Here is a 24412-nt window from a genome sequence, read left to right as displayed (position 1 = left end):
ATCAGTTGGTCTTTCTGCTGGGCAGAAACGGCAGTGGCGCCACCGGCACGCCATCTTCGATCAGCGATTTCGCCTCATCCGGTCTGGCTTCACCGTAAATCGAGCGCTCTGGCGCCTCTCCCAGATGCATCTTGCGCGCTTCGCTGGCAAAATCCTTGCCGACGTAGTCCGAGTTCTTTTCTACATGGCGGCGCATCTCGGCCAGAACCTTCTCTATCTCGGGCGAAGGGGTGGCAACGTTGATCCGTTCGTTGGAAACAGGCGCGCTATCGGTTTTTCCCTTTGCGTTCCGGGCCGGACGGACACGCGGTGTCATGATCGCCTTGGCAACCTGCGCACATCCGCAGATCGCGCAGGTCACCATCCTTGCAGAAGCCAGCTTGTCAAAGGCTTCGGCAGATTGAAACCAGCTGTCGAATGTGTGGCCTTCACTGCATTTCAACGCGTATTGAATCATGTTCAGTCCAAAATTGCGATTGGCGAATAGATACCGACCAGACTGACAATATCAAGCCTCTCTGGTGCTATCTTAATGTGTATGGGTCTTAAAGTCGCGCAACAATTCGGCAAGCTCGGGTGATCTGACCTTTTGGGCCGCGTTTTCAGGCGCAAACCACTTGCGCCTGCGCTCATGCTTTTCGGGGAAGTCCTGCGACATTGTCTGTACATGCAGCGCAAAAACATCAACCAGAATCAAGGTCGGAGGCTGATTTGGGCGGTGCTTGACGTGCAGAAACTGCCCCAGCCCCGCTTTGCTGCATCGCCCTGTCACACCTGCTTCTTCCCAGGCTTCCTGCATTGCGGTTTCTGATGGGGTCAGCCCGGGGATAAGCCACCCTTTGGGGATAATCCAGCGCTGGGCCTGACGCGTTGTAATCAGCAAAACATCTGGCTGGCCATGCAGTATCCGGTAACACAGGGCAGAGGATTGCCGCAAAACAGGGTGTTCCGAAGTCTCAGGTAATTCACGCAGCACCGGCCTTGCATTCATCGCGTGACGCACCTTTTGTTCACGTAACGGGTTTGCCCGCCATATAGGCAGCATGACGCTCCTATTTAGCGGCAGTTGCTTTACAAACTACCACATGAAGTGGCACCCGCCAAGTCTGGTGCTTCCGTGCATCTGTTGGCTACATGCGGGTCGACAGCTGTTTCACCAGCTCGTCATGCGGGATATCGGCATCAACCGCCAATCTTCGCAGGCCGAAATGCACGCGCGCAATTTGCTGGTAATAGCGCGAATAGACATAGTTCGTGCCACCACCGGCCAACGCGCCGAGCACCGGGACGGACTGTGCCGCCAGTTTTTGCCCCAGCACGATTGAAAAGCGTGGTGCCACGGCAGCAATCAGACGCTGCATGGCCGGTCCGGTCAGTGTCAGGCGCACCGAGAAAAAGCCAAGATCCGCACCGTCATCATGCGACAGCGGGCCCGATGCGGACAAAACCCGCACACAGTCGAACTTTACGTTCTCGGCAGACGGATCAAAACCTTCGCGTGCAGCGGCCCCCTGAATGGCGCGCAACAGCATGGCGGTTGTTGCAGGCAGCTCCATCAGGGCTGTCGAAACACCGCCCAGTCCACCGGCCGCGCCCATGGCCGTGGTAAGCGCGGTATTGACCCAGGGCTGCTGATCAGGGATCGCACGCCGGGACCCCTGAGCCGCGTGCATCGCAAGCCACAACGCCTGCTCGGTGGCCCCTGTCAGGCCGTTCCGAACCGGTTCGGGCAGTTGCTCGAGCAGGGACTCGGCTGATCCGCCCAGCTTGTTCAGCAATTTGACACCGGCCCCTCCGGCAGATCGGTAATAACCCGCCAAACGATCCAGTTCAGCCTCGGCATCCACGTTTTCGACAAGAACCACGTTCTGCATGTGCGTCCTCCTGCCTATCAACATCGGCGTTAAGCCGTGTCGATTCAATAGGTCAGCGGGTCCAGCGGGTGACAGCCCCCTGAACTCCGGACCAGACACCGGGCATCAGTTCCAGCCCCAAAACCCGGTCCGGGTTGGTGGGCGGTGGCATCTCGACACCTTGCAGCCGCGCAAAACCAAATCGCCTGTAATAGGGTTCGTCACCGACCAGCATGACCCGCTGCCACCCGCGCTTACGCCCGGCTTCGACACCGGCATGGATCAGATACCCGCCCAGACCCTCGCCCTGGTGGGTTGGGTGTACGGCAACCGGGCCTAGCAGCAATGCGTCGTGTTCGCCGACATGGACCGGCCAGAAGCGGATCGCCCCGGCCAGAATGCCCTGACCGTCGCGCGCGACCAGTGACAGGTCAGAAACCGGCGGCACATCATCGCGCAACCGGTAGGACGACAACGCCTCACGGCCCGGCGCAAAGCACAGGTCATAGAGGGCTTCGACCTCCCACCAATCGTCCGGCTCTTCTGGCCTGATCCCGAATTGCTGCACACCCGCCCTCTTTTCCTTGCTGGAAATCGCCCTAGCACTTCGTTACGCCTTGGGCAAACGCTTGGAGATATGATGTTCTACCGCCCCGAAGACGGCCACGGCCTGCCGCACAACCCGTTCAACGCCATTATCACGCCACGCCCGATCGGCTGGATCTCGACCCGTGATGCGGGTGGGATCAACAATCTGGCACCCTATTCCTTTTTCAACGGGGTTGCTTACACACCGCCGCAGGTGATGTTTGCCACAACCGGCACGAAACACGATCAGATCGGCGGCAAGGACAGTATCGCCAATATCGAGGCGACAGGTGTATTCTGCGTGAATGTTGTAGCGCTTGCGCATCAGGATGCGATGAACGCCAGCTCGGCCAGCCTTCCCAAGGAGGTGGACGAGTTTGCCCATGCCGGGTTAACCCCGGTCGAATGTGAAACCATACCCTGCGCCCGCGTACAAGGCGCCCCAGCAGCACTAGAATGCAAGTTGACCCAGATCGTCACTCTGCCCGGCGCGGCCAACCGCGTCGTGTTCGGCGAAGTAACAGGCGTACATCTGCTCGACGACCACATCCGAGAGGGCAAGTTCGACGTAACCTCATTCAAACCTCTGGCGCGGCTTGGGTACCGGGACTATTCGGTCGTGTCCGAGTTGTTCTCGCTCAATCGCCCGGATGATTGAGGTTGTCGGGGGCTCTGCCCCCACCACCCGTTCCGGGCGGCTCCCCCGGGATATTTTTTGGCCAGATGAAGCAGGGATCCTTCATTCATCTGGCTTCAAATATCCCGGAGCGCGAGGCAGAGCCTCGCAAAAGGATCAGTGGCCGCCCAGAATGCCGGTACGGACCGAGTAATCCACGGCAAGTTCGTAATCCGGGTCATCGTCACTGTCGACCATCAGGTGGCCTGCCTTGTTCAACAGCTTGTGACAATCCCGGCTCAGGTGGCGCAGCATGACGCGTTTACCCGCGGCCTCGTATTTGGCCGCGATATTTTCGATGGCTTGCAACGCCGACTGGTCAACCACACGGCTTTCAGCGAAATCGACGATGACGGTTTCCGGGTCATTCGGCACATCGAAGAGTTCGATAAAGCCATCCGATGACCCAAAGAACAGCGGCCCCTGGATTTCATAGACCTTCGCCCCTTTTTCGGTCGCGGACTCACGGGTGACGGCGTGGATGCGCTTGGCGTTGTTCCAAGCATAGGCCAGAGCCGACACGATGACACCGACCACAACAGCAACCGCGAGGTCTTCCATCACTGTCACGACGGTGACCAGAACGATGACAAAAGCGTCGGTCAGTGGAACCTTGCGCAGGATCTTGAACGAGTTCCACGCAAAGGTGCCGATCACCACCATGAACATCACCCCAACCAGCGCGGCCAGCGGGATCTGTTCGATCAGCGGTGAGGCAAACAAGATGAAGGTCAGCAGAAACAGCGCCGCAGCGATCCCCGCGATGCGGGTCCGGCCACCGGATTTCACGTTGATCATCGACTGACCGATCATCGCGCAGCCACCCATGCCACCAAAAAAGCCGGTCACGATATTCGACGCACCTTGCGCGATACATTCCTGAGAAGCCCCGCCGCGCTTGCCGGTGATCTCGCCCACAAGGTTCAGGGTCAGCAGGGATTCGATCAGGCCAATCGCAGCCAGAATGACGGCGTAGGGCAGGATGATCTCAAGCGTGCCCCAGTTCAGCGGAACCATCGGGATGTGGAAGGCAGGCAGGCCACCTTCGATCGAGGCCAGATCACCGACGCGCGGGACATCCAGCCCCAGACCGATCACCAGCGCAGCGACAACCAGAATACCGGCCAGAGGCGCAGGAATGATGCGCGTGATGCGCGGCACCACCCAGATCACCGCCATTGTCAGTGCTACAAGGCCCAGCATGGTGTATAGCTGCGCACCCGAGAGCCATTCTCCACCACCCATGCCGTGACCGGTGTTTTCCATGGTACCCGGCACCTTGAACTGGCCCATCTGGGCCAGAAAGATCACGATGGCCAAGCCATTCACAAAGCCCAGCATCACCGGGTGCGGCACCAGTCGGATGAAGCGGCCCCAGTGCATCGCCCCGGCGATAACCTGGAGGATCCCCATCAGAACCACCGTCGCGAACAGGTATTCGACCCCATGTTCGGCCACCAAAGCCACCATGACGACCGCCAGCGCGCCCGTCGCTCCCGAGATCATGCCGGGTCGCCCGCCGATCAACGCGGTGATGAGCCCCACAAGGAACGCGGCATAGAGGCCCACCAGCGGATGCACGCCTGCCACAAAAGCAAAGGCCACGGCCTCGGGCACCAGCGCGAGGGCCACGGTCAGGCCGGACAGCAGCTCGATCCGCAGGCGAGAGAAGGTCAGCCCCTCATCCGGCACCCAGCGCAGATCGGGTATGGCGATACGGTTGGCAAAACTTGCCAGCAAGGCTCGGGGCATTGGACAGTCCTATAGGATATTATGTTCGCGCGAAGGGGTCGTTGTAGCGGGCGCGCCGCTGTTAAGCCACCGCAGGAGGTGGGATGCAGCCATGCGCACAGCGCATAACTCGCCTCTCGGCAACGTGATTTGCGGCACCCGGATCAAGCACCCAAATGTGAGTTCATGCGTTGGATTGCCCTTATATTTCTATCGGCCCTGCCCGCCTTTGCACAGGACTTGCAAGGGAATGACACGGCTGGAAACTGGCGTGTCACGCACCATGAAATTTTCGGCATCTGGAATTCGATTTGTGACGAGCGTGAGGAAGCCGGTACTTTGGTGAAGCGCTGCTACATAAGGCGCGCCGAGGTGTTTTCCTTGCGTCCGAAATTTGCGGCGCAATTCATGTTCATCACACCTGAACCAGATGGTTTCAAAATCGAGTTCGGGATTGAGCCCGGCACCTTCTTCAGCCCTTCTGGATTCCGCATAGAGAAAGATCAGGATGTGATCTGGCGCACGCGGCGCCCCGGGTGCCTGACAGGGTTAAGCTGCACATTCGAGGATCATCGCGCCGACGGCCTGCTGGATGCCATGCTGAACGGGGATGCGTATCGTTTTGAGTTTCGTGACAGGCATGGTCAATCGCAGGACCTGACGTGGCCGCTGGATGAGTTTGGAGCCGCCTGGGCGGATTTCAACACCCAATCTCAACAGCGTAACCTGCTGGCGAAACAGGAATAGACCTCTTGTCAATTTCGGGTCGAACCCGCACAAATTCAATATCAGTATCTCAGGCGGAGCAGGACAGTGACCCAAACCAGGATTGCCGTTATCGGCGGATCAGGCATCTATGACATCGATGGGCTGGAAAATGCGGAATGGGTCAGTGTCGATACCCCTTGGGGGGCACCGTCGGATCAGATCCTGACCGGGTCGCTGGACGGTGTAGCCATGGCCTTTCTGCCGCGCCATGGGCGCGGGCATGTGCATTCGCCGACCGATGTGCCCTATCGCGCCAATATCGACGCGCTGAAACGGATTGGTGTAACGGATGTGATCTCGGTCTCGGCCTGCGGGTCGTTTCGCGAACATATGGCACCGGGCGATTTTGTAATCGTCGATCAGTTCATCGACCGGACATTTGCGCGCGACAAGAGCTTTTTCGGAACAGGCTGCGTCGCCCATGTCAGCGTTGCGCATCCGACCTGCCCGCGCCTGTCGGACGCCTGTGAGACCGCAGGCAAGGCTGCCGGTATCACGATCCATCGCGGCGGCACCTATCTGGCGATGGAAGGGCCGCAGTTTTCGTCTCTGGCGGAATCGAAGATGTATCGCGAGCAATGGGGCTGCGACGTGATCGGCATGACCAACATGCCCGAAGCCAAGCTCGCCCGCGAAGCCGAGCTTTGTTATGCCTCAATCGCGATGGTCACCGATTTTGACAGCTGGCACCCGGATCATGGTGAAGTGGATGTGACCACCATCATTGCAACCCTGACCGGCAATGCCGACAAGGGCCGTGCACTGGTCAAAGGCCTTCCCGCCCTGTTGGGGGCCGACCGCGCGCCCTGCCCGCATGGCTGTGACCGGGCGCTGGAATATGCCATCCTGACTGCGCCCGAAAAGCGCGATCCGGCGCTGCTGGCCAAGCTGGACGCGGTGGCGGGTCGGATTCTGTAGGTTCTGCGCGACGCGTCGGGCATTGCAGCCGACAGCAGATCGGTTTTCCGGATCACGTTGTGCAAGAGTCCAAGCATGGCATCGACCCTTGCGCCCGAAACTGTCCGGGCACAGGGGATGCGGGTTCTTTCTGCCGTGATACTCGCCGCAAGAATGCGACGGTTGTGACGGATCGCACTCGTATCAGTTTTCGTGCAAGTCTCGGCCTGATCCGACCGATTTGAAGGGCCCGAAAGCTGGTCGCCATGAAAATTGTCAAGCACTGGTAGTTTGGCTATAGCGGTACCAAAGGAACGTATTGCGAGCAGACCCTTATGTCTCTGGAACTCTGGCTGGCCTTTGTTGCCGCATCCACCGCCTTGCTGCTGATCCCTGGCCCAACCGTGCTGTTGGTGCTGAGCTATGCGCTGTCCAAGGGGCGCAGCGTTGCCGTGGCCTCGGCCACAGGGGTCGCTGTGGGGGATCTTGTGGCAATGACCGCGTCTTTGTTGGGACTGGGCGCGCTTGTTCTGGCCTCGGCCACCTTGTTTTCCGTCCTCAAATGGGTCGGAGCGGCCTATCTGGTCTGGCTTGGGATTAAACTGCTGCGCAGCGCCCCGGCAAGTGGGTTGGGAACGGTCGCGACCGGGCGGGATGTCACCCCCCGCAGCGTGTTTGGACATGCGGCCGCTGTCACGGCACTGAACCCGAAATCCATCGCCTTTTTCATCGCCTTTGTGCCGCAGTTCCTGCGCCCGGCTGAACCGCTGGGGCCGCAATTTGCCATCCTGATTGCCACTTTTGTAGGACTGGCCTGGCTGAATGCGCTGGCTTACGCGTTGCTGGCCGACCGGTTGCGGCGGCTGATTGGCCGCGCCAGCGTGATCACCGGGATGACGCGGTTTGGCGGGCTGACCCTGATCGGGATGGGTTTCGCCACGGCAGTTCTGCGCCGCCCGGCCTGACCCCTTTTTCAGTTTTCGGCGTTTTCCTTCATGAACCCGCGGATAAACCGGCGGATTTCGCGGGCAGCTGACGTATCCAACTCCCTGCACAACTCGACAAACGCGTCGCGCTCATCCTTGTCCAGACGCAGAACCAGCTGACTGTTTTTCTTCGTCGATCCCTTGCCGTCTTTCTTTGGCACGCGCGTTGCTCCTACCAAATGCTCGGTTATTCAGGCGATGCATTGTGTATACGTAGCATAGTGATTGTCGTTATCGGGCACTTAACAGCATCGGAACGGAAATGGCAATGAACCTTCAAACCGTCTGGGGTCTTTCTTTTGCGAGATCAACGCAAATGCACAAGCCGCACCTGTCTTGGCCACCTGCCACATATCACCGGTATTACGGATTGCCCAAGGCTGTGGTTTCGTGCCGCTGGTGATCGCGTGAATGAATTGTTCCTTGCATGGCTAACCCTCTTGGGCCAAACACGTTTTGGTATTTGAAGCGGAAAAGGGTTGGTTCATGTCAAGGAACAAGACTGTCAAAGACTACATCCGGACGATTGTCGACTTTCCGCATGAAGGAATTCTGTTTCGCGATGTGACGACGCTGTTTGCCGATCCGCGCGGATTTCGGATGGCCATTGACCAGATGCTGCACCCCTATGCCGGGGAACGCATCGACAAGGTTGTCGGCCTCGAGGCGCGGGGTTTTATCCTTGGCGGCGCGATTGCGCATCAGCTGAGCCTGGGCTTCGTACCGATCCGCAAGAAAGGCAAGCTGCCCGGCACAACGATCAGCCAGGACTACAAGCTGGAATATGGTGAAGCGATCGTCGAGATCCACGATGACGCCATCCAGCCAGGCGAAAAAATCCTTGTCGTTGACGACCTTCTGGCCACAGGCGGCACTGCGGCGGCGGGCATCAAACTGATCGAGCGTTTGGGCGGAGAGATCGTCTCATGCGCGTTCATTATCGACCTGCCTGACCTCGGCGGGCGCAAAGTATTGGAAGATATGGGCATGGACGTGCATGTCCTGTGCGAATTCGAAGGGCTTTAACGCGGCAACCTTCGGATTTCTTAACAAGAGTCAGAGCCGGGTTCACGCCTTCAGCACCGCGCCGGGATTCATGATGCCATAGGGGTCCAGCGCCGCCTTGATGGCCCGCATCGCATCCAGCTTTACCGGATCGCCATAGCGTTCCAGATCGTCCGTTTTCATGCGGCCCACGCCGTGTTCCGCGCTGACCGAACCATCAAAGGCGTGGACTAGATCATGCACGGCCCGCTTGACCACAGCGCTCTGACCCTCAAAATCCGACCTGCCCTGCCCCTTGGGGGGAAAGACGTTGTAATGCAGATTGCCATCCCCAAGATGGCCAAAGCAATTGATCCGGAACGGCCCGAGACCGGAAACCACCTTTTCCCCTTGGCGCACAAATTCCGGAATTTCTGAGATCGGGATCGAGATATCATGGCTCGACACCGAGCCGATCAGGCGGTTGGCCTCGGGGATACGCTCGCGCACGGCCCACAACTCACCGCGCTGCGCCTCGCTTTGAGCAATCACGCCATCCTGCACCAGCCCAAGCGCTTGCGCGTGGACAAAGATATCCTCCAGCGCGTCGGACGGAGACTGCCCCGTGGCCAGCCCCAATTCGATCAGAACGCTCCACTCTGGCGGTGTTTCAAACGGTTGCCGGACGTCCGGCAGAACCTCGGACAGGAACTCCAACCCCTGCCGGTGGATCAGTTCGAAAGTGCTGACAGCCTCGCCCACGCGATCACGCGCCAGCGCCAGCAGGGAAATGGCAGCCTCGGGTGACGCCACCTGAAACATCGCCGTCCCGATCGCGGAAGGCCGGGGAAACAGCTTAAGCGCAGCTGCGGTGATGATCCCTAGCGTGCCCTCGGCCCCAATCAGCAGATTGCGCAGGTCATAGCCTGTGTTGTCCTTTCGCAACCGGCTGAGACCCTGCCAGATTTGACCGCTGGGCAGAACGGCCTCGAGCCCAAGGCACAGGTCGCGCGCATTGCCATAGCGCAAGACATTGACGCCCCCGGCATTCGTGGACAGGTTGCCCCCGATCCGACAGGATCCCTGCGCCGCCAGCGTCAAGGGAAACAGGCGGTCTTGCGCCTCGGCCGCGGCTTGGACGTCCTGCAAGATGGCGCCGGCCTCGGCAATCAGCACGTTTTCGGTGGGATAGACGGACCGGATGGCCGTCATCCGCTCCAGCGAAATCACAAGGGGCGCTGGCCCATGCGGCATCACCTGCCCCCCGACCAGACCGGTTCCGCCGCCATAGGGCACCACCGGAACACGCATTTCGGACGCCACCTGCACCAGTACCGAGACCTCCTCGGTTGTGCGGGGCAAGGCCAGCAGGCCAGCCTGTCCGGCATATCGCCCGCGCGGCTCTTCCAGATACCGGTCGGTCACCGGGCGCAGCACGTGATTGCCCAGTTTCGAGCGGATCAGCGTGGCAATGCGGTCATCAGCGGGGTTCAGACTCATACGCTTTCAATGCCCAACCGATCCCGCCACGGCAAGCCTTATTCCAGATCAATCAGATAACGCGGCTCCAGCACGACAACCGTTGGACGGTCCGGCAAGTCACGCAGAGAGACGGTGATCTCGGACACGCCGTCACGTTCAACCGGGAACTCATCCCGGATATCCACGAGGAAGCGATCCAGCGAAAACTCCGAGAACCAGTGCATCGGAATGATCACCGAGCTTTTCAGCCGCTTCAGAACCGAGATCATGTCAGGCAAGGGCATGGTTGTTCCGCCATCGACGGCGGCCATGACCACATCCAACCGACCCAGCGCAGCAAATTGTTCGTCTGACGGTACATGATGCAAATGTCCCAGATGACCGATACACAGCCCTTCGACCTCGAACACGAAGATAGAATTGCCGCGCTCCTCGACCCCGCCATAGGCCGAGCGGATATCGGTCGGGACATTGCGTATCAGCATCTCGCCCAGATCCAGGTGATGTTCGATCCCCTGTCCGAACTCTCCCCATCCCGGCAGGACATGCGGGATCGCCGGGTCGGGATGTGCCGTCCAATGGGTGTCGTGCGCATGGTTCATTGTCACCACGTCGGGAATCAGATCGGCACTGCCGATGAACCCGGTAAAGTCTGTCACAACATTCAACCCGCCACGGGTCTGGATCATAAAGGCGGCATGCGCGATATAGCTGATGCGCACCGAAAACTCCGGCACCGGGTCCTGCCATGCAGCTTTGTGCAGATATTCGATCCCCGGCGCCGCCTCGGCGATGGCGATACAATGGCTCGGCCGCCGCTCCTGCGCCACGGCCCCGCCCGAAATCACCATCAATGCTGCAACCAACCAGCGCATACCCGAAGTGTAGCGCAGATCGCCACCAAGTCATGCCCCTTGTTCATCTGGCCAAAAATATCCCGGGGGAGGCGCGGCTTGCCGCGACGGGGGCAGAGCCCCCCTAGCCCGCGTCCGTCTTGCCACGCCGGTCGGACCGCAGGCTGGCATAGAGAACATGCGTCCGCCATCGCCCGTTGATCTGTAGATAAGACTGCGCCACGCCTTCATATTTGAAGCCCGAGCTTTCCAGCAAACCGCGCGACGCCCGGTTTTCCGGCAGACACGCGGCTTCGATCCGGCTCAGATCTAGACGGGTAAAGGCGTAATGTACCATCGCGCCAATCGCTTCGCGCATGTATCCCTGACGGGCAAAGGACTCACCGGTCCAGTAACCCAGGGTTCCGGCCTGCGCAGGGCCGCGCCGGATATTGTCCAGCGTGATCGCCCCGACCAACACATTGTCTTCACGGCGAAAAAGGAAAAGCGGAATTGCTGTGCCACTCGCGACTGAGCGCTGAGCCCAGTAGACCCGATTGGTAAAGGATTTGCGGCTCAGGTGATCCTTGGCCCAGATCGGCTCCCACGGGGTCAGGTAACCTTTTGAGGCGCGCCGCAACGCCGCCCAATCGTTGAAATCGGAATGTACAGGCGGACGCAAGCTGAGCCGCGCGGTCTCGAGTTTCAGCTTGCGTCTGCCCAACAGCATCACGCTGCACGCCTCTCCTGCAAGTCCGCCAATGTCGGTGCGTCTGCGACCGGTCCGTAAAGCGCCAGCGCCGCCGGGGCCTGAACGGCCATGGTTTCGGCAAAGGCGCGCACGTCCTCGGTGCTGACCGCATCGATCTTGGCGACCGTGTCTTCCAGTGACGGCACCTGTCCCCAGATCTGCACCAGCCGCGCCAGACGCTCGGCCCGATTCGACGGGCTTTCCAGCCCCATCAGCATCCCGGCTTTCATCTGGGCACGGGCTCGGGCGACCTCTTCGGGGCTCATGTCCTCGGCGGCGCGCTTCATCTCATCGATGGTGATCGTCGCCAGTTCGGCCACCTGATTGGCTGAGGTTCCGGCATAGATCGTGGTTGTTCCGGTATCGGCATAGGCACCGGTCTGCGCAAAGATCGTGTAGCAAAGCCCACGTGCTTCACGCACTTCCTGAAACAGGCGCGAGGACATGCCACCGCCCAATGCGGTCGAATAGATCTGCGCCGTATAGATCGCGTCGTCGCGATAGCCGGGACTTTCCAGCGCCAGGGCGAAATGTGCCTGTTCCAGCTCTTTTACCTGACGGGCTTCGCCGCCGGTAAAGCGTGCAACCTCGGGGATCAGACCCTTACGGGATTGCAGATGGCCAAACATTTCTTCGGCCAGTTTCATCAGCATGTCGTGATCCACAGCACCTGCTGCGGACAGGATCATCTGTTCGGGGCCATAATGTTCGGTCACAAAGCCCGACAGGTCATCACGCGAAAAAGCACTGACCCGCTCCGTCGGGCCCAGGATCGTCCGGCCCAGGGGCTGGTCGTGATAGCTCTGCTCTTGCAGCCAGTCAAAGATCACATCATCGGGTGTGTCATGGGCCTGACCGATTTCCTGAAGGATCACGCCTCGCTCGACCTCGATCTCACGTGGATCAAACACCGGGTTCAAAACGATGTCACCGATCACATCCATCGCCAGTGCCACGTCGTCCTTCAAGACGCGTGCGTAATAGGCCGTTACCTCGCGCGAGGTATAGGCGTTGATATAGCCGCCCACATCCTCGATCGCCTCGGCAATTTGCAAGGCCGAACGGCGCTCGGTTCCCTTGAACGCCATATGTTCAAGGAAATGCGCAATACCGTTCTGTTCGATCCGCTCATGCCGCCCACCGGCGGTTACCCAGATGCCGATGGCCGCAGATTGCAGCCCCGGCATATGTTCACTGACGATACGAAACCCGTTCTTCAGTTGGTCTTGTCTGACAGTCACTCAGCGATGTGCCTTTTAATATGATCCTCGAGGGCACCCAGATCATTGGCGATGCGGGTCACCCGTTCCGGACGTTCATACAGATCAGACATGCGGGAGGGAAGAGGCGGATGTTCGCCACTCGCCTTCTCGACCGCGGCCGGGAATTTCGCCGGGTGCGCAGTGGCCAGCGTGATCATTGGCACGTCGGCCGCGCGGTGCTCTTCTGCGACCTTGATGCCCACGGCGGTGTGCGGGCAGACCAGTTCTGCGCTGTGCACCAGCGTGGATTTGATCGTGGCCAGCGTTTCCTCTTCGGACACCCGGCCCGAATCGAAATTCTCACGCAGCGCTTCCATCGCCCCCTGACTTATATTGAAGCCACTCTGTTTCAGCTCGTCCATCAATTGTGCGATGGCCCCGCCATCTTCGCCATAGGCATAATAGAGCGCGCGTTCGAAATTCGAGCTGACCTGAATGTCCATCGACGGGCTGATCGAGGGGATGGTTTCGCCCTTGAAATACCCCTCGCCCGAGAGGCAGCGATGCAGAATGTCGTTCTGGTTGGTCGCCACCACAAGGCGGTCAATCGGCAGCCCCATACGCTTGGCCAGATAGCCAGCGAAGATGTCGCCAAAGTTGCCGGTTGGCACCGTGAAGCTGACCTTGCGGTGCGGCGCACCAAGGCTGACGGCAGCCGAGAAGTAATAAACAATCTGCGCCAAGACGCGGGCAAAGTTGATCGAGTTCACACCCGCCAGTTTCACGCCGTCGCGGAAGTCGAAATCGTTGAACATGTCTTTCAGCGCAGCCTGACAATCGTCAAAATCACCATCAACGGCCAAAGCATGCACGTTGCTGTCCGCAGGCGTGGTCATCTGGCGGCGCTGCACTTCGGACACGCGGCCATGCGGGAAAAGGATGAACACATCCACAGCGTCCAGCCCGCGGAACGCCTCGATCGCGGCTGAACCGGTATCCCCGCTGGTCGCGCCGACGATAGTCACACGGTCGCCACGGCGTTTCAGCGCCACCTGGAACAACTGACCGATCAGCTGCATGGCAAAGTCCTTGAAGGCCAGCGTGGGGCCGTGGAACAGTTCCAGCAGGAAGTGGTTCTCGTTCAGCTGCTTCAATGGCGCGCGAGCATCGTGGCCGAAACCTTCGTAAGCGCGGGCGATGATCGCCTTGAACTCATCCGCGGCGAATGAGCCGCTGACATAGGGCCACATCACACGGAATGCGATTTCTTCGTAGGGCAATCCGGCCAGCGCCGCGATCTCGTCCTGCGACATCACCGGGATTTCGGCGGGCAGATACAGGCCACCATCGCGGGCAAGCCCGGTCAACATCGCCTCTTCAAACGTCAGTTCGGGCGCCTGCCCGCGGGTCGAGATGTATTTCATGTCGCGTCACTCTCAGAATTGGCACGGCTGCGCCACAGGAAGTATCCGGTCATCGCGGCCCAGACCAGAGCCAGACCAAACCAGGTGATAGCATATTGCAGGTGATCGTTTGGTATGCCCGCCGTGTCCACCGGCAGCGGCGTCACATTCGGATCGGTTTGCGAACGGGCGATCAGCAGAACCGGTTCCGCGCCCAGTGCACCCACAAGCGCGGGCACATCGCGGGCGAACCAGATGTTGGCGTCAAGATCAGGTGCGGGCGTGTAACTGTCGATTTCATCTGGCCAATGCAGATTGCCGGTGATCTCCATCGGACCGTTGCGTCGCCCGGCCTGTTTGGCCGTGGTCGGGATGAACCCCCGGTCAATCAGAATGGTCCGGCCCCCGGTATTGAACGGCTGAATGATGCGATACCCCGCACCGACCTGTTTGAGCGAAACAAGAACGTGGACTTCCGCAGGCTCCATCTCGCCCGACACTGTTACCGGCAGGTATTTGTCCTGATCCGCCGAAACCTGCAGCGGCAGGGAAACCGGCGCAGCCGAGATCCGATCTTCGATCTCGGCCAGCACGTCCTGCTTCCACGCCAGACGCTGCACCTGCCAGATGCCCAGCGACAGCAGCACGCCCAAACCGGCGAGGCCGAAGATCAGCAGGAACAGGAAACGGCGCATGTCAGGACCAAACTTCTTTGCAGGAACCGGCGTCTTGTTAAGGGGCACGCGGGCTGAATTGCAACCACGCAATTGTATGGGGCGCAATCTTGCGCCCCGCATAGAGAAAAAGCCGCCCATTGGGGCGGCTTTTGCAATTGATCAGCCGGACCGGCGTTACATCAGCGGGGCCTGACCCCAGATGTAAACGGCAAAGAACAGGAACAGCCAAACAACGTCGACGAAGTGCCAGTACCAAGCGGCAGCCTCAAAACCAACATGTTTCTCGGGTGTGAAGTCCCCCTTGAGCGCGCGGATCAAGCAGACGGTCAGGAAGATCGTCCCAATGATCACGTGCGCACCGTGGAACCCGGTCGCCATGAAGAAGTTGGAATAGAACTGGTCGCCGCCAAATTCCCAGCCTTCATGCTTGAGAAGTTCAGCGTATTCATAGCCCTGCAGGAAGGTAAAGGCGATGCCCAGAACGATACCAATGGCCAGACCATTGATCAGCGCCTTGCGGTCATTGTCATGCACCAGTGCATGGTGCGCCCAGGTGATCGCACAGCCTGACAGCAACAGGACCAGAGTGTTGATCAGCGGCAGGTGGAACGGGTCAACCGCATGAATATCCGGCTGAATGTACTCGGTGCCGGCATAGTCGTACATCGGGTACATGCGATGTTTGAAGAACGACCAGAACCAGGCGAAGAAGAACATCACCTCGGACATGACGAACAGGATGAAGCCGTAGCGCAGACCGATGCGGACAACAGGCGTGTGATCACCCTGACGGCTTTCCGCAACCACATCCGACCACCAGGCGAACATCGTGTAAAGCACAGCTGCCAGACCGGCCCAGAACATGAAGGGCGTGATGCCTTGCATCCAGAGAACGGCTCCGAACAGCATGACAAAGCCGCCGACGGCGCCGATCAGAGGCCAGATCGACGGGGCCAGAATGTGATAATCGTGGTTTTTAGCGTGTGCCATCAGCGTCCCTCACCTACAGGCGTTAGTTCGTGTTTGTATCTGCCTGCGCATCGAGGGCGGCATAGCCCTCGGGCAGGTCAATTTCGTAGAATGTATACGACAGCGTGATCGTATGAACATACTTGGCTTCAAGATCCTCGACCATTTCCGGGTCGACGAAGAAAGTCACCGGCATCTCAACGCGCTCGCCGGGTTGCAGCACCTGCTCTTCAAAGCAGAAACAGGCAATCTTCTGGAAATACCCACCCGCAGAATAGGGCGCCACGTTGTAAGACGCCTGCCCGGCAATGGGGCGGTCTGTCGGGTTATAGGCCTCGTAAAACGCGAGACCTGTTTCGCCGATGCGCACATCCATCTCGCGCACGACCGGCTTGAACTCCCATTGCATGTCCTTGGCCTTGGACGCGTCAAAGCGGATGGTAACGGTGCGATCCAGAATGGTATCGGGGGCGGTTTCGGCAACACCGGTGGTGCCGCCAAATCCGGTCACCCGGCAGAACCAGTTGTAGAACGGCACCGACGCCCAGGCCAGACTGCCCATCAGGACAACCACGCCAACGGTCTGGAAAACCGTTTTCTGAGGACCGGACAACGCCATCAGTTCTGAACCTCTTGCGTCGCCCTGTTGAAATCAGTGCCCGAGACCTTGACGATGGTCAGGCCGAAGATGATCACTATAAAGGCAGCCAGCGTCAGGCCGACACCCAGATTGCGGCTGAACCGGCGCTGATGCAGCTCGTGACCTTTGCGCAGGCTCATGACCATCCCCCCAGACCATAGGGTTTCAGTAGGGCTTCGGCCAGAACGGCACCGAAATGCAGGAACAGATACAGCAGCGACAGCTTGAAGAAACCGCGTTCGACCTTGAAATTATCTGCCTCGGAATCGTCTTCGGTCCGGCGTGAGATTTTCCACGCGCCCCGCAGGAACAGGATGTTCAGTACCAGTGCAACGGTCAGATAGATCGGGCCGCCAATGCCCGAAAATGCAGTTCCGACGGCCAGCAGGGCCAGCAGTGCTGTATAGACTAGGATATGGACACGTGTCGCCCGGCGACCGTGGGTGACGGTCAGCATCGGCACGCCTGCGTCGTCATAGTCCGAGCGCATGAACAGGGCCAGCGCCCAGAAATGCGGCGGCGTCCACATGAAGGTCAGTGCAAACATCAGCCAGGGCTCGACCGACATCGATCCTGTGGCGGCCACCCAGCCGATCACCGGAGGGAACGCACCCGCTGCGCCACCGATCACGATGTTCTGCGGCGTCGAACGCTTCAGCCACATCGTGTAGACGACAACGTAGAAGAAGATGGTGAAGGCCAGAAACGCGCCTGCAAACCAGTTGGTCGCAAGGCCCAGCATGATCACCGACAGGCCCGACAGAGCCAGACCAACTGCCAGCGCCTCGCCTTCCTCGACCTTGCCCGAAGGGATCGGGCGGGATTTGGTGCGTTTCATGACACGGTCGATATCCGCGTCCCACCACATGTTCAGCGCACCTGATGCTCCGCCTCCGATGGCGATGAACAGGATGGCGCAGAATCCGACGAAGGGATGGACAGGAACAGGGGCCGCCAACAGGCCGACCAATGCCGTGAACACAACCAACGACATCACGCGCGGCTTCAGCAGGGCGAAGTAATCGCCAAAGCCGGCCTCGTCCGCCCGGGCGGTCGCAGTGCTGGCATTGATGCTTGCGTCAGTCATTTCCGGTCCTTTTGGGGCGAAAACTGCGCGGATCGCCCGCGCAGCCTGAAATTTGTGTCAGGCGGGGTTGAACCCGCCCCTATCGTACTCAGTTCGAGGCGACCTGATAGCTTTGCGGCAGGCCCGCATATTCTTCGATCGCACCTTGCAGCCATTCGTCATAGACTTCCTGGCTTACGACCTTGACGGTAATCGGCATATAGGCGTGGTCCTTGCCACACAGCTCCGAACACTGACCAAAATAGATGCCTTCCTTGTCGGCCTGGAACCACAGTTCGGCCAGACGTCCGGGCACACCGTCCTGCTTTACGCCAAAGGCCGGGATGGTCCACGAGTGAATCACGTCGGATGCAGTCACCTGCATCACGATGACCTTGCCGACCGGAACGACAACAGCGGTGTCGGTGGCCAACAGCCATTCATCATCGCTGTAGCCTGCATCGATCAGCTTGGCGCGCATTGCGTCATCCAGAACAAACGGCGTCACGTCCGCGTCCGCAGGGCGTGCGCCCTCGTCCAGGGTCGCCGGGTGGCCCAGCAGATAGCTGTCGAATGCGAAATCGTGATCAACATACTCGTAGGTCCAGTACCACTGGTTGCCGACGACTTTGATGGTGATGTCACCTTCCGGGATTTCCTGCTGTTTGAAAAGAACCGGCAGCGAGAACGCGCCAATAAACACCAGAATCAAGATCGGACCCAAGGTCCAGGCGATTTCAACAGGGGTATAGTGCGAGAAACGCGCCGGGGTCGGGTTTGCGCGCTGATTGTAGCGCACGATGCAATAGACCAGCAGAGCTGCAACCAGCAGACAGACTGCGGTGATGATCACGAGAATCATGCCGTCCAGCTTCTGGATTCCTGTGGCAAGGCTGGTGGCCGCGGGCTGGAAGCCCATGCCGCCGTCTACCGGCTTGCCGATAATCTCAAGCTCCTGAGCCATGGCGGGTAGGCTGGAGAGGGCTGTCATAAACCCTGAAAGCATCAAAGCATTCTTCATGTTCTGTCCTGATCGTTTGATCTTTGCGTCCCTGACGGAAAGGTGTGAATCGGTCGCACCTCTCCCGTTGTCTTTGGCCGCGTTAAAAACCATATTCCGGCGGGTAGATAAAGCAAAATGCTTGCGTCAAACAGACGCTATTTTTGATCTGGATCAAACCCGAAAGGTCGCAACCCATGCCTGAAGCCCCGTTTCGCCCCTTTGAGAGCGCCCTGCCGCAAGATGAAGCACTGGCCATATTGCGTTCGGCAACGGACGGGGCCGAGGATGGAGAGCTGTTTGTCGAGCGTCGGAAATCCGAATCTCTGGTGTTTGACGACGGGCGTCTGCGCACCGCGTCTTATGACGCATCCGAGGGGTTTGGCCTGCGCGCCGTTCAGGGCGAAGTGGCCGGGTACGCGCATTCGACTGATGTATCGATTGCCGCGCTGAAACGTGCTGCCGAGACCGCGCGACTGGCGGTTGGCGATGGAGGCGGAACGCTCGCCGAAGCCCCCCGGCCCACGAATACGCGCCTTTACACGGACGAAGACCCAATCGAATCTGCCGCCTTCCCGGTGAAAATCGAAACCCTGCGGGAGATTGACGCCTTTGCCCGCGACCTGGATCCGCGGGTGGTTCAGGTTAGCGCAATGATCGCAGCCGCCGTGCAGGAGGTGGAAATTCTGCGACCCGATGGTGTGATGGTGCGTGACGTGCGTCCCATGACGCGCGTGAATGTCTCGGTCATTGTTGAACAGGACGGGCGGCGCGAAAGCGGATCGGCCGGTGGCGGCGGGCGGGTTGGCCTAAGCGGGCTGATCGACCCGGCCGACTGGCAGGCCAAGGCGCGCGAAGCCCTGCGCATCGCGTTGGTCAATCTGGACGCGGTTCCCGCCCCTGCCGGCGTGATGGAGGTTGCACTTGGCCCCGGCTGGCCCGGTATTTTGCTGCACGAAGCCATCGGTCATGGGCTTGAGGGCGATTTCAACCGCAAGGGAAGCTCGGCCTTCGCCGGGCTGATGGGGCAACAGATTGCATCCAAGGGCGTGACCGTGGTGGATGACGGCACGATTGCCGACCGTCGCGGCTCGATCACTGTGGATGATGAGGGCACGCCCAGCTCACGCACCGTGCTGATCGAGGATGGCATCCTGACCGGCTATATGCAGGATCGACAAAACGCCCGGCTGATGGGCGTTGCGCCCACGGGCAACGGGCGGCGGCAAAGCTATGCGCACAAGCCAATGCCCCGCATGACAAATACGATCATGTTGGGAGGCGAAGCTGATCCGGCAGCATTGGTGGCAGATATTAAAGACGGCATCTGGGCGGTTGGATTCGGAGGCGGCCAGGTCGACATCACCAACGGCAAGTTCGTTTTCTCGTGTACCGAGGCGTATCGGGTCGAAAACGGCAAGATCGGAGCGCCTGTCAAAGGGGCCACGCTGATCGGCGACGGGCCTTCGGCGTTGAAACGTATCCGCGGCCTTGGCAATGATATGGCTTTGGATCCGGGTATGGGCACCTGCGGCAAGGACGGTCAATGGGTGCCCGTGGGTGTGGGCCAACCGACAGTGCTGATGGACGGGCTGACTGTCGGCGGGTCGGCAGCCTGAGGCGGAAGAGAAGCGCAAAGGCAGGCGCAGGGTTAACCATGCGCCACTTTGATTCGATAGCACTCCAACCGACGCCATTGATTTGAGCGCCGGTTGGAAAATATTCTTTTATTTATTTTCAGACACTTGATCGGTGTATTCTTCGAGAAATACAGATAAATCGCTGCTAATTATCTGCGATTCAGAGGCTGTTAACCCCCTGTCCCGTAAACCAGTTCTGCAATCAGGCGGAGCAACGGATGACCGAAGAGCAGCTTTCTTCCAATCACCCCCCACTCCCACCCACCACGGAAGAGGACCGGTTTTCGTGGCTTCGCCTGTTGCGCTCGCGCAAGGTCGGCCCGGCGACGTTTCGTCGGCTGCTGCGTGAACATGGCTCGGCGCAGAACGCGCTGGCCGCGCTGCCTGAAATGGCGCGCGCCGCCGGAATAGATGGGTATGAAACCTGTCCCCCCGGCGTGATCGAGGCGGAACTCAGGGCCGCAGAAGCCGCCAAAGCGCGGCTTTTGTGCCTTGGGTCCGCAGATTTCCCCAACGCATTGAACGACCTATCCGATGCCCCGCCCTTGCTTTGGGCCATCGGGGATGTGTCGCTGTTGCAGAAACCGGCGATTGCGATGGTGGGCGCGCGCAACTGTTCCTCGCTGGGCGCACGGATGGCGCGTGGTCTGGCGCGCGCCTTGGGTGAAAAGGGACATGTGATTGTCTCGGGTCTGGCGCGCGGCATTGATACGGCAGCGCATATGGCGTCGCTGGACACCGGCACTGTTGCCGTCATGGCGGGCGGTGTCGATGTCATTTACCCGGCCGAGAACACGGAACTGGCGCATAAAATCGCGACCAAGGGACTGCGGCTGTCGGAACAGCCAATGGGCGTGACACCTCAGGCAAGGCATTTTCCACGCCGCAACCGGATCATCTCGGGCCTGGCCCAAGCTGTCGTGGTGGTTGAGGCCGCCGCGAAATCCGGCAGCCTGATCACGGCGCGTGACGCCCTGGATCAGGGGCGCGAGGTTCTGGCCGTGCCCGGCCACCCGTTTGACGCCCGCGCTGCCGGGTGCAACCTTTTGATTCGGGACGGTGCGACGCTGGTCCGTTCGGCAGACGACGTTGTCGAAGCCCTGCCGCAGCAAGGCGATCTGATCTTTGCAAAACCCGAGCTGCCGCCCGCCATGCAGCCACGGCCTGCCGTACTGGACTTGCAGGCGCAAATCCTTGAGCGGTTGGGACCTTCCCCTATCGCCGAAGACCAGTTGCTGCGCGATATTGCGGCCTCGGCCGGGGATCTGGGGCCAGCGCTGGTCGACCTTGAACTGGACGGACGAATCCAGCGGCAGCCGGGCGGGCTGTTGTCTCTGGCAGGCTGATTTGGACGGAAAACAAGATTGCCCAATCGAACGCTCTGCCTGCGATCAGGTGCGGGTATCACGCTGAAATCACGTCGCTTTTCCGTCTGCCAAAGGAACGCATTGACAATCCCCGCTTGCCCCACACATTTTGCACCACCATAGAAGGCGCCAAATTCGTCGAGCGAGGTTTCCCCTTAAATGCCCGTAGTTGTTGTAGAATCTCCGGCCAAAGCAAAAACAATCAATAAATATCTCGGCCCTGACTACACCGTTCTGGCCTCTTACGGCCATGTGCGGGACCTGCCGCCAAAGGACGGATCGGTCGATCCGGACCATGGATTTTCCATGACATGGGAAGTGGGCAATGACAGCCGCAAACATGTAAAGGCCATCGCCGACGCGCTGAAAGAAGACAACGCGCTGATCCTCGCCACCGACCCTGATCGTGAGGGTGAGGCAATCAGCTGGCATTTGCAGGAAGCGCTGACCAAGCGCCGCTCGATCAAGAAAGACACACCGGTTAGCCGGGTGACCTTCAACGCCATCACCAAAGAGGCGGTGACCGAGGCGATGAAGAACCCGCGCGACGTCGATATGCCCCTGGTCGAAGCGTATCTGGCACGCCGCGCCTTGGATTACCTTGTTGGCTTCAACCTGTCACCGGTTCTGTGGCGCAAACTGCCCGGCGCAAAATCCGCAGGTCGGGTGCAGTCGGTCTGTCTGCGCCTGATCGTCGAGCGTGAGATGGAGATCGAAGCGTTCAAGCCAGTCGAGTATTGGTCGGTTCGGGCCCTGTTCGAGACACCGCGTGGTCAGACCTATGAGGCGCGGCTGGTCACGTTGGCGGGCAAGAAACTGGACAAGCACGATCTGGCCAACGCAACACAGGCCGAACTGGCGGTTCAGGCCGTCACCAGCCGCGCGCTGCGTGTGACTTCGGTCGAAGCCAAGCCCGCCGCGCGCAACCCAAGCGCGCCGTTCATGACCTCGACTCTGCAACAGGAGGCCAGCCGCAAATTCGGCATGGGCGCGCGCCATGCAATGCAGGTTGCGCAGCGCCTCTATGAGGCCGGCTACATTACCTATATGCGAACCGACGGGATCGACATGGCGCCCGAGGCCGTGACGGCAACGCGCGACACCATCGCGGATCGGTACGGTGCAGAATATGTGCCGGACAGCCCGCGTATGTACAAGAACAAGGCCAAGAACGCGCAGGAAGCACACGAATGTATCCGCCCCACGGATATGACGCGCGATGCCAAGGCGCTGAAGGTCACGGATGAAGATCAGCGCAAGCTTTATGATCTGATCTGGAAACGGACCATTGCCTGCCAGATGGCGGCAGCACGATTGGAGCGCACTACGGTCGAGATTGGCAGTGATGACGGTCAGGTCGGTCTGCGTGCCACCGGTCAGGTGGTATTGTTCGACGGGTTCATGCGCGTCTATGAGGAAGGCCGCGATGATGTCGCCGATGATGACGAAAAGCGCCTGCCACAGATCATGCAGGGCGACCCTGCGCGCTTTTCCAAAACTACGTTGCGTGACCAGTTTGCCAAGGCCACCAGCGAGTGGGACAAAGCCGCAATCATGGCTGATAACGAAGCCGTTCTGGCGTTGCAGCATCACACGCAACCGCCCCCGCGCTATACCGAGGCCACTTTGGTCAAGCGGATGGAGGAGTTGGGGATCGGACGTCCTTCGACCTATGCCTCAATCGTGACCACGATTCAGGACCGCGAATATGTGCGCAAAGACAAGAACCGGCTGATCCCCGAGGAAAAGGGTCGGATCGTCACCATCTTTCTGCTAAACTTCTTCCGTCAATACGTTGGATACGAATTCACCGCGAATCTGGAAGAGCAACTGGATGACGTCAGCGCCGGTGATCGTGACTACAAGGATCTGCTGGGCAAGTTCTGGCGTGATTTTTCGGCAGCGATTGGCGAAACATCCGAACTGCGCATATCGGAAGTGCTGGACAAGCTGGACGAGGCATTGGCGCCACAGCTTTACCCCCCGCGTGAAGACGGGTCCGACCCGCGTATCTGCCCGAAATGCGGGTTGGGACAATTGCACCTGAAAACCTCACGCACCGGCGGGTTCGTGGGCTGCGGAAACTATCCGGAGTGCACTTATACGCGGCCTATCGCCGGTGAAGGCGCGGAAGGCGACGAACAATTGCTGGGCGAAGACGCCGGGGATGAGATCTGGCTGAAGTCCGGCCGATTTGGGCCGTATGTCCAGCGAGGCGAACCCACGCCCGAGAACAAGAAGCCGCCGCGCGCCTCGCTTCCACGCGGCTGGAGCAAGGATGACATGGATCTGGACAAGGCGCTGACGCTTCTGTCCCTGCCGCGTCAGATCGGTGAGCACCCCGAAGGCGGCATGATCACCTCGAACTTCGGGCGTTTTGGCCCCTATCTGATGCATCAGCTGGCCGATGAAGCCAAGCCGGTCTATGCCAATCTCAAAGACCCTAATGATGTGTTCGAAATCGGTATGAACCGCGCCGTTGAGCTTTTGGCCGAGAAACGAGCCAATCCCGGCGGACGCGGGCGCGCGGCGGCAAAACCCTTGAAAGACCTGGGCGAGCATCCAGACGGCGGCGCGATGCAGGTTCTGGACGGACGGTACGGGCCATATGTAAAATGGGAAAAGGTCAACGCGACCATCCCGAAAGACATCAAGCCCGAAGACGTGACGCAGGAAATGGCCATCGAACTGGTCAATGAGCGCGCATCCAAGAAGGGCACCAAGAAAAAGGCTGCGCCCAAAAAGAAGGCTGCCGCCAAGAAGACAGCAAAGAAAGCGGCTGAATAAACCGGACGTTTGACCGGGACATGTCACTAAGCGCGCGGGCCGGTTTCTGAATAAAGGAACCGGCCTGCGTGTTTACAGTCTGACGCGATACAGGATTGCGTTGTTCAGTAAA

General features: G+C 59.6%; 25 protein-coding genes. 8 read left to right on the top strand and 17 right to left on the bottom strand.

Annotated features, from left to right (window positions below; all coding sequences use genetic code 11):
• Position 1: 1 nt before the first annotated feature.
• From ACR0AP_RS16080 to ACR0AP_RS16065, 4 genes are all read right to left on the bottom strand, one after another.
• Positions 2-457 carry a DUF1178 family protein gene (locus ACR0AP_RS16080; protein WP_480507785.1) on the bottom strand — a complete coding sequence of 152 codons (456 nt, stop codon included), beginning with the start codon at positions 455-457 and terminating at the stop codon, positions 2-4.
• 72 nt (positions 458-529) lie between these two features.
• The gene (locus ACR0AP_RS16075) at positions 530-991 is read right to left on the bottom strand and encodes an NUDIX hydrolase (protein ID WP_480507783.1); all 462 of its coding nucleotides are present in this window, start codon (positions 989-991) and stop codon (positions 530-532) included.
• Between the two features lie 139 nt (positions 992-1130).
• Positions 1131-1874, bottom strand: a complete 744-nt coding sequence (locus ACR0AP_RS16070; protein WP_209505635.1) for an EcsC family protein — start codon at positions 1872-1874, stop codon at positions 1131-1133.
• A gap of 52 nt (positions 1875-1926) precedes the next feature.
• Positions 1927-2421, bottom strand: a complete 495-nt coding sequence (locus ACR0AP_RS16065) for a GNAT family N-acetyltransferase (RefSeq protein WP_267363076.1) — start codon at positions 2419-2421, stop codon at positions 1927-1929.
• A 72-nt stretch (positions 2422-2493) separates the two neighbouring features.
• Between ACR0AP_RS16065 and ACR0AP_RS16060 the strand changes: the two genes are divergently transcribed.
• Positions 2494-3099 (top strand): flavin reductase family protein, encoded by a 606-nt coding sequence (locus ACR0AP_RS16060; protein WP_480507848.1) that lies wholly within the window; start codon positions 2494-2496, stop codon positions 3097-3099.
• 135 nt (positions 3100-3234) lie between these two features.
• Here the strand turns inward: ACR0AP_RS16060 and ACR0AP_RS16055 are convergent, their stop codons facing one another.
• Positions 3235-4869, bottom strand: a complete 1635-nt coding sequence (locus tag ACR0AP_RS16055) for a SulP family inorganic anion transporter (RefSeq protein WP_480507780.1) — start codon at positions 4867-4869, stop codon at positions 3235-3237.
• A gap of 165 nt (positions 4870-5034) precedes the next feature.
• On the opposite strand from ACR0AP_RS16055, the gene ACR0AP_RS16050 reads away from it, so the two are divergent.
• The 3 genes from ACR0AP_RS16050 (at position 5035) to ACR0AP_RS16040 (ending at position 7478) form a co-directional block, all read left to right on the top strand.
• Complete coding sequence (locus tag ACR0AP_RS16050) at positions 5035-5595, top strand: invasion associated locus B family protein (RefSeq protein WP_480507778.1); 561 nt, start codon at positions 5035-5037, stop codon at positions 5593-5595.
• A 66-nt stretch (positions 5596-5661) separates the two neighbouring features.
• Positions 5662-6534, top strand: a complete 873-nt coding sequence (locus tag ACR0AP_RS16045; protein ID WP_480507776.1) for an S-methyl-5'-thioadenosine phosphorylase — start codon at positions 5662-5664, stop codon at positions 6532-6534.
• A 314-nt stretch (positions 6535-6848) separates the two neighbouring features.
• The gene (locus ACR0AP_RS16040; RefSeq protein WP_267363067.1) at positions 6849-7478 is read left to right on the top strand and encodes a LysE family translocator; all 630 of its coding nucleotides are present in this window, start codon (positions 6849-6851) and stop codon (positions 7476-7478) included.
• 8 nt (positions 7479-7486) lie between these two features.
• On the opposite strand, the gene ACR0AP_RS16035 is transcribed toward ACR0AP_RS16040, so the two are convergent.
• Positions 7487-7660, bottom strand: a complete 174-nt coding sequence (locus ACR0AP_RS16035; protein WP_209505622.1) for a hypothetical protein — start codon at positions 7658-7660, stop codon at positions 7487-7489.
• A gap of 325 nt (positions 7661-7985) precedes the next feature.
• Here ACR0AP_RS16035 and ACR0AP_RS16030 point away from each other — a divergent pair, with 325 nt between their 5' ends.
• The gene (locus ACR0AP_RS16030) at positions 7986-8525 is read left to right on the top strand and encodes an adenine phosphoribosyltransferase (RefSeq protein ID WP_209505620.1); all 540 of its coding nucleotides are present in this window, start codon (positions 7986-7988) and stop codon (positions 8523-8525) included.
• 42 nt (positions 8526-8567) lie between these two features.
• On the opposite strand, the gene ACR0AP_RS16025 is transcribed toward ACR0AP_RS16030, so the two are convergent.
• The 11 genes from ACR0AP_RS16025 to coxB all read right to left on the bottom strand — a co-directional run bounded on the left by ACR0AP_RS16025 (position 8568) and on the right by coxB (position 18527).
• The gene (locus ACR0AP_RS16025; RefSeq protein WP_480507774.1) at positions 8568-9983 is read right to left on the bottom strand and encodes an FAD-binding oxidoreductase; all 1416 of its coding nucleotides are present in this window, start codon (positions 9981-9983) and stop codon (positions 8568-8570) included.
• 38 nt (positions 9984-10021) lie between these two features.
• Positions 10022-10840, bottom strand: coding sequence for an MBL fold metallo-hydrolase (locus ACR0AP_RS16020; protein WP_209505616.1), 819 nt, complete (start codon positions 10838-10840; stop codon positions 10022-10024).
• Positions 10841-10943: 103 nt separating this feature from the next.
• Positions 10944-11528: a GNAT family N-acetyltransferase gene (locus ACR0AP_RS16015; protein WP_480507772.1), complete on the bottom strand. Its 585-nt coding sequence runs from the start codon at positions 11526-11528 to the stop codon at positions 10944-10946.
• Positions 11528-12790, bottom strand: a complete 1263-nt coding sequence (locus ACR0AP_RS16010) for a M16 family metallopeptidase (protein WP_480507770.1) — start codon at positions 12788-12790, stop codon at positions 11528-11530. The genes ACR0AP_RS16015 and ACR0AP_RS16010 overlap by 1 nt, the downstream gene beginning before the upstream one ends.
• Positions 12787-14175, bottom strand: coding sequence for a threonine synthase (gene thrC / locus ACR0AP_RS16005; protein WP_480507768.1), 1389 nt, complete (start codon positions 14173-14175; stop codon positions 12787-12789). Before thrC ends, ACR0AP_RS16010 begins: the two co-directional genes overlap by 4 nt.
• On the bottom strand, positions 14172-14849 hold the full coding sequence (locus ACR0AP_RS16000; protein ID WP_480507846.1) for an SURF1 family protein: 678 nt from the start codon (positions 14847-14849) through the stop codon (positions 14172-14174). The genes thrC and ACR0AP_RS16000 overlap by 4 nt, the downstream gene beginning before the upstream one ends.
• A 156-nt stretch (positions 14850-15005) precedes the next feature.
• A complete protein-coding gene (locus ACR0AP_RS15995; RefSeq protein WP_209505605.1) occupies positions 15006-15821 on the bottom strand; it encodes a cytochrome c oxidase subunit 3 in 816 nt (271 codons plus the stop codon).
• A 22-nt stretch (positions 15822-15843) separates the two neighbouring features.
• Positions 15844-16419, bottom strand: coding sequence for a cytochrome c oxidase assembly protein (locus tag ACR0AP_RS15990; protein ID WP_480507766.1), 576 nt, complete (start codon positions 16417-16419; stop codon positions 15844-15846).
• Positions 16419-16580 (bottom strand): hypothetical protein, encoded by a 162-nt coding sequence (locus ACR0AP_RS15985; protein ID WP_209505601.1) that lies wholly within the window; start codon positions 16578-16580, stop codon positions 16419-16421. Before ACR0AP_RS15985 ends, ACR0AP_RS15990 begins: the two co-directional genes overlap by 1 nt.
• Positions 16577-17527, bottom strand: coding sequence for a heme o synthase (cyoE, locus tag ACR0AP_RS15980; RefSeq protein ID WP_209505591.1), 951 nt, complete (start codon positions 17525-17527; stop codon positions 16577-16579). Before cyoE ends, ACR0AP_RS15985 begins: the two co-directional genes overlap by 4 nt.
• Positions 17528-17615: 88 nt before the next feature.
• The gene (gene coxB, locus ACR0AP_RS15975; protein ID WP_209505589.1) at positions 17616-18527 is read right to left on the bottom strand and encodes a cytochrome c oxidase subunit II; all 912 of its coding nucleotides are present in this window, start codon (positions 18525-18527) and stop codon (positions 17616-17618) included.
• A gap of 176 nt (positions 18528-18703) precedes the next feature.
• Here coxB and tldD point away from each other — a divergent pair, with 176 nt between their 5' ends.
• The 3 genes from tldD to topA all read left to right on the top strand — a co-directional run bounded on the left by tldD (position 18704) and on the right by topA (position 24300).
• The gene (gene tldD, locus ACR0AP_RS15970) at positions 18704-20125 is read left to right on the top strand and encodes a metalloprotease TldD (RefSeq protein ID WP_480507763.1); all 1422 of its coding nucleotides are present in this window, start codon (positions 18704-18706) and stop codon (positions 20123-20125) included.
• A 239-nt stretch (positions 20126-20364) separates the two neighbouring features.
• The gene (gene dprA / locus ACR0AP_RS15965; protein ID WP_480507761.1) at positions 20365-21492 is read left to right on the top strand and encodes a DNA-processing protein DprA; all 1128 of its coding nucleotides are present in this window, start codon (positions 20365-20367) and stop codon (positions 21490-21492) included.
• Between the two features lie 180 nt (positions 21493-21672).
• Positions 21673-24300: a type I DNA topoisomerase gene (topA, locus tag ACR0AP_RS15960; RefSeq protein ID WP_480507759.1), complete on the top strand. Its 2628-nt coding sequence runs from the start codon at positions 21673-21675 to the stop codon at positions 24298-24300.
• Positions 24301-24412: the final 112 nt, after the last annotated feature.

The organism is Ruegeria sp. AF7 (genome assembly GCF_056541885.1).
This window is presented reverse-complemented; position numbering and strand designations above follow the sequence as displayed.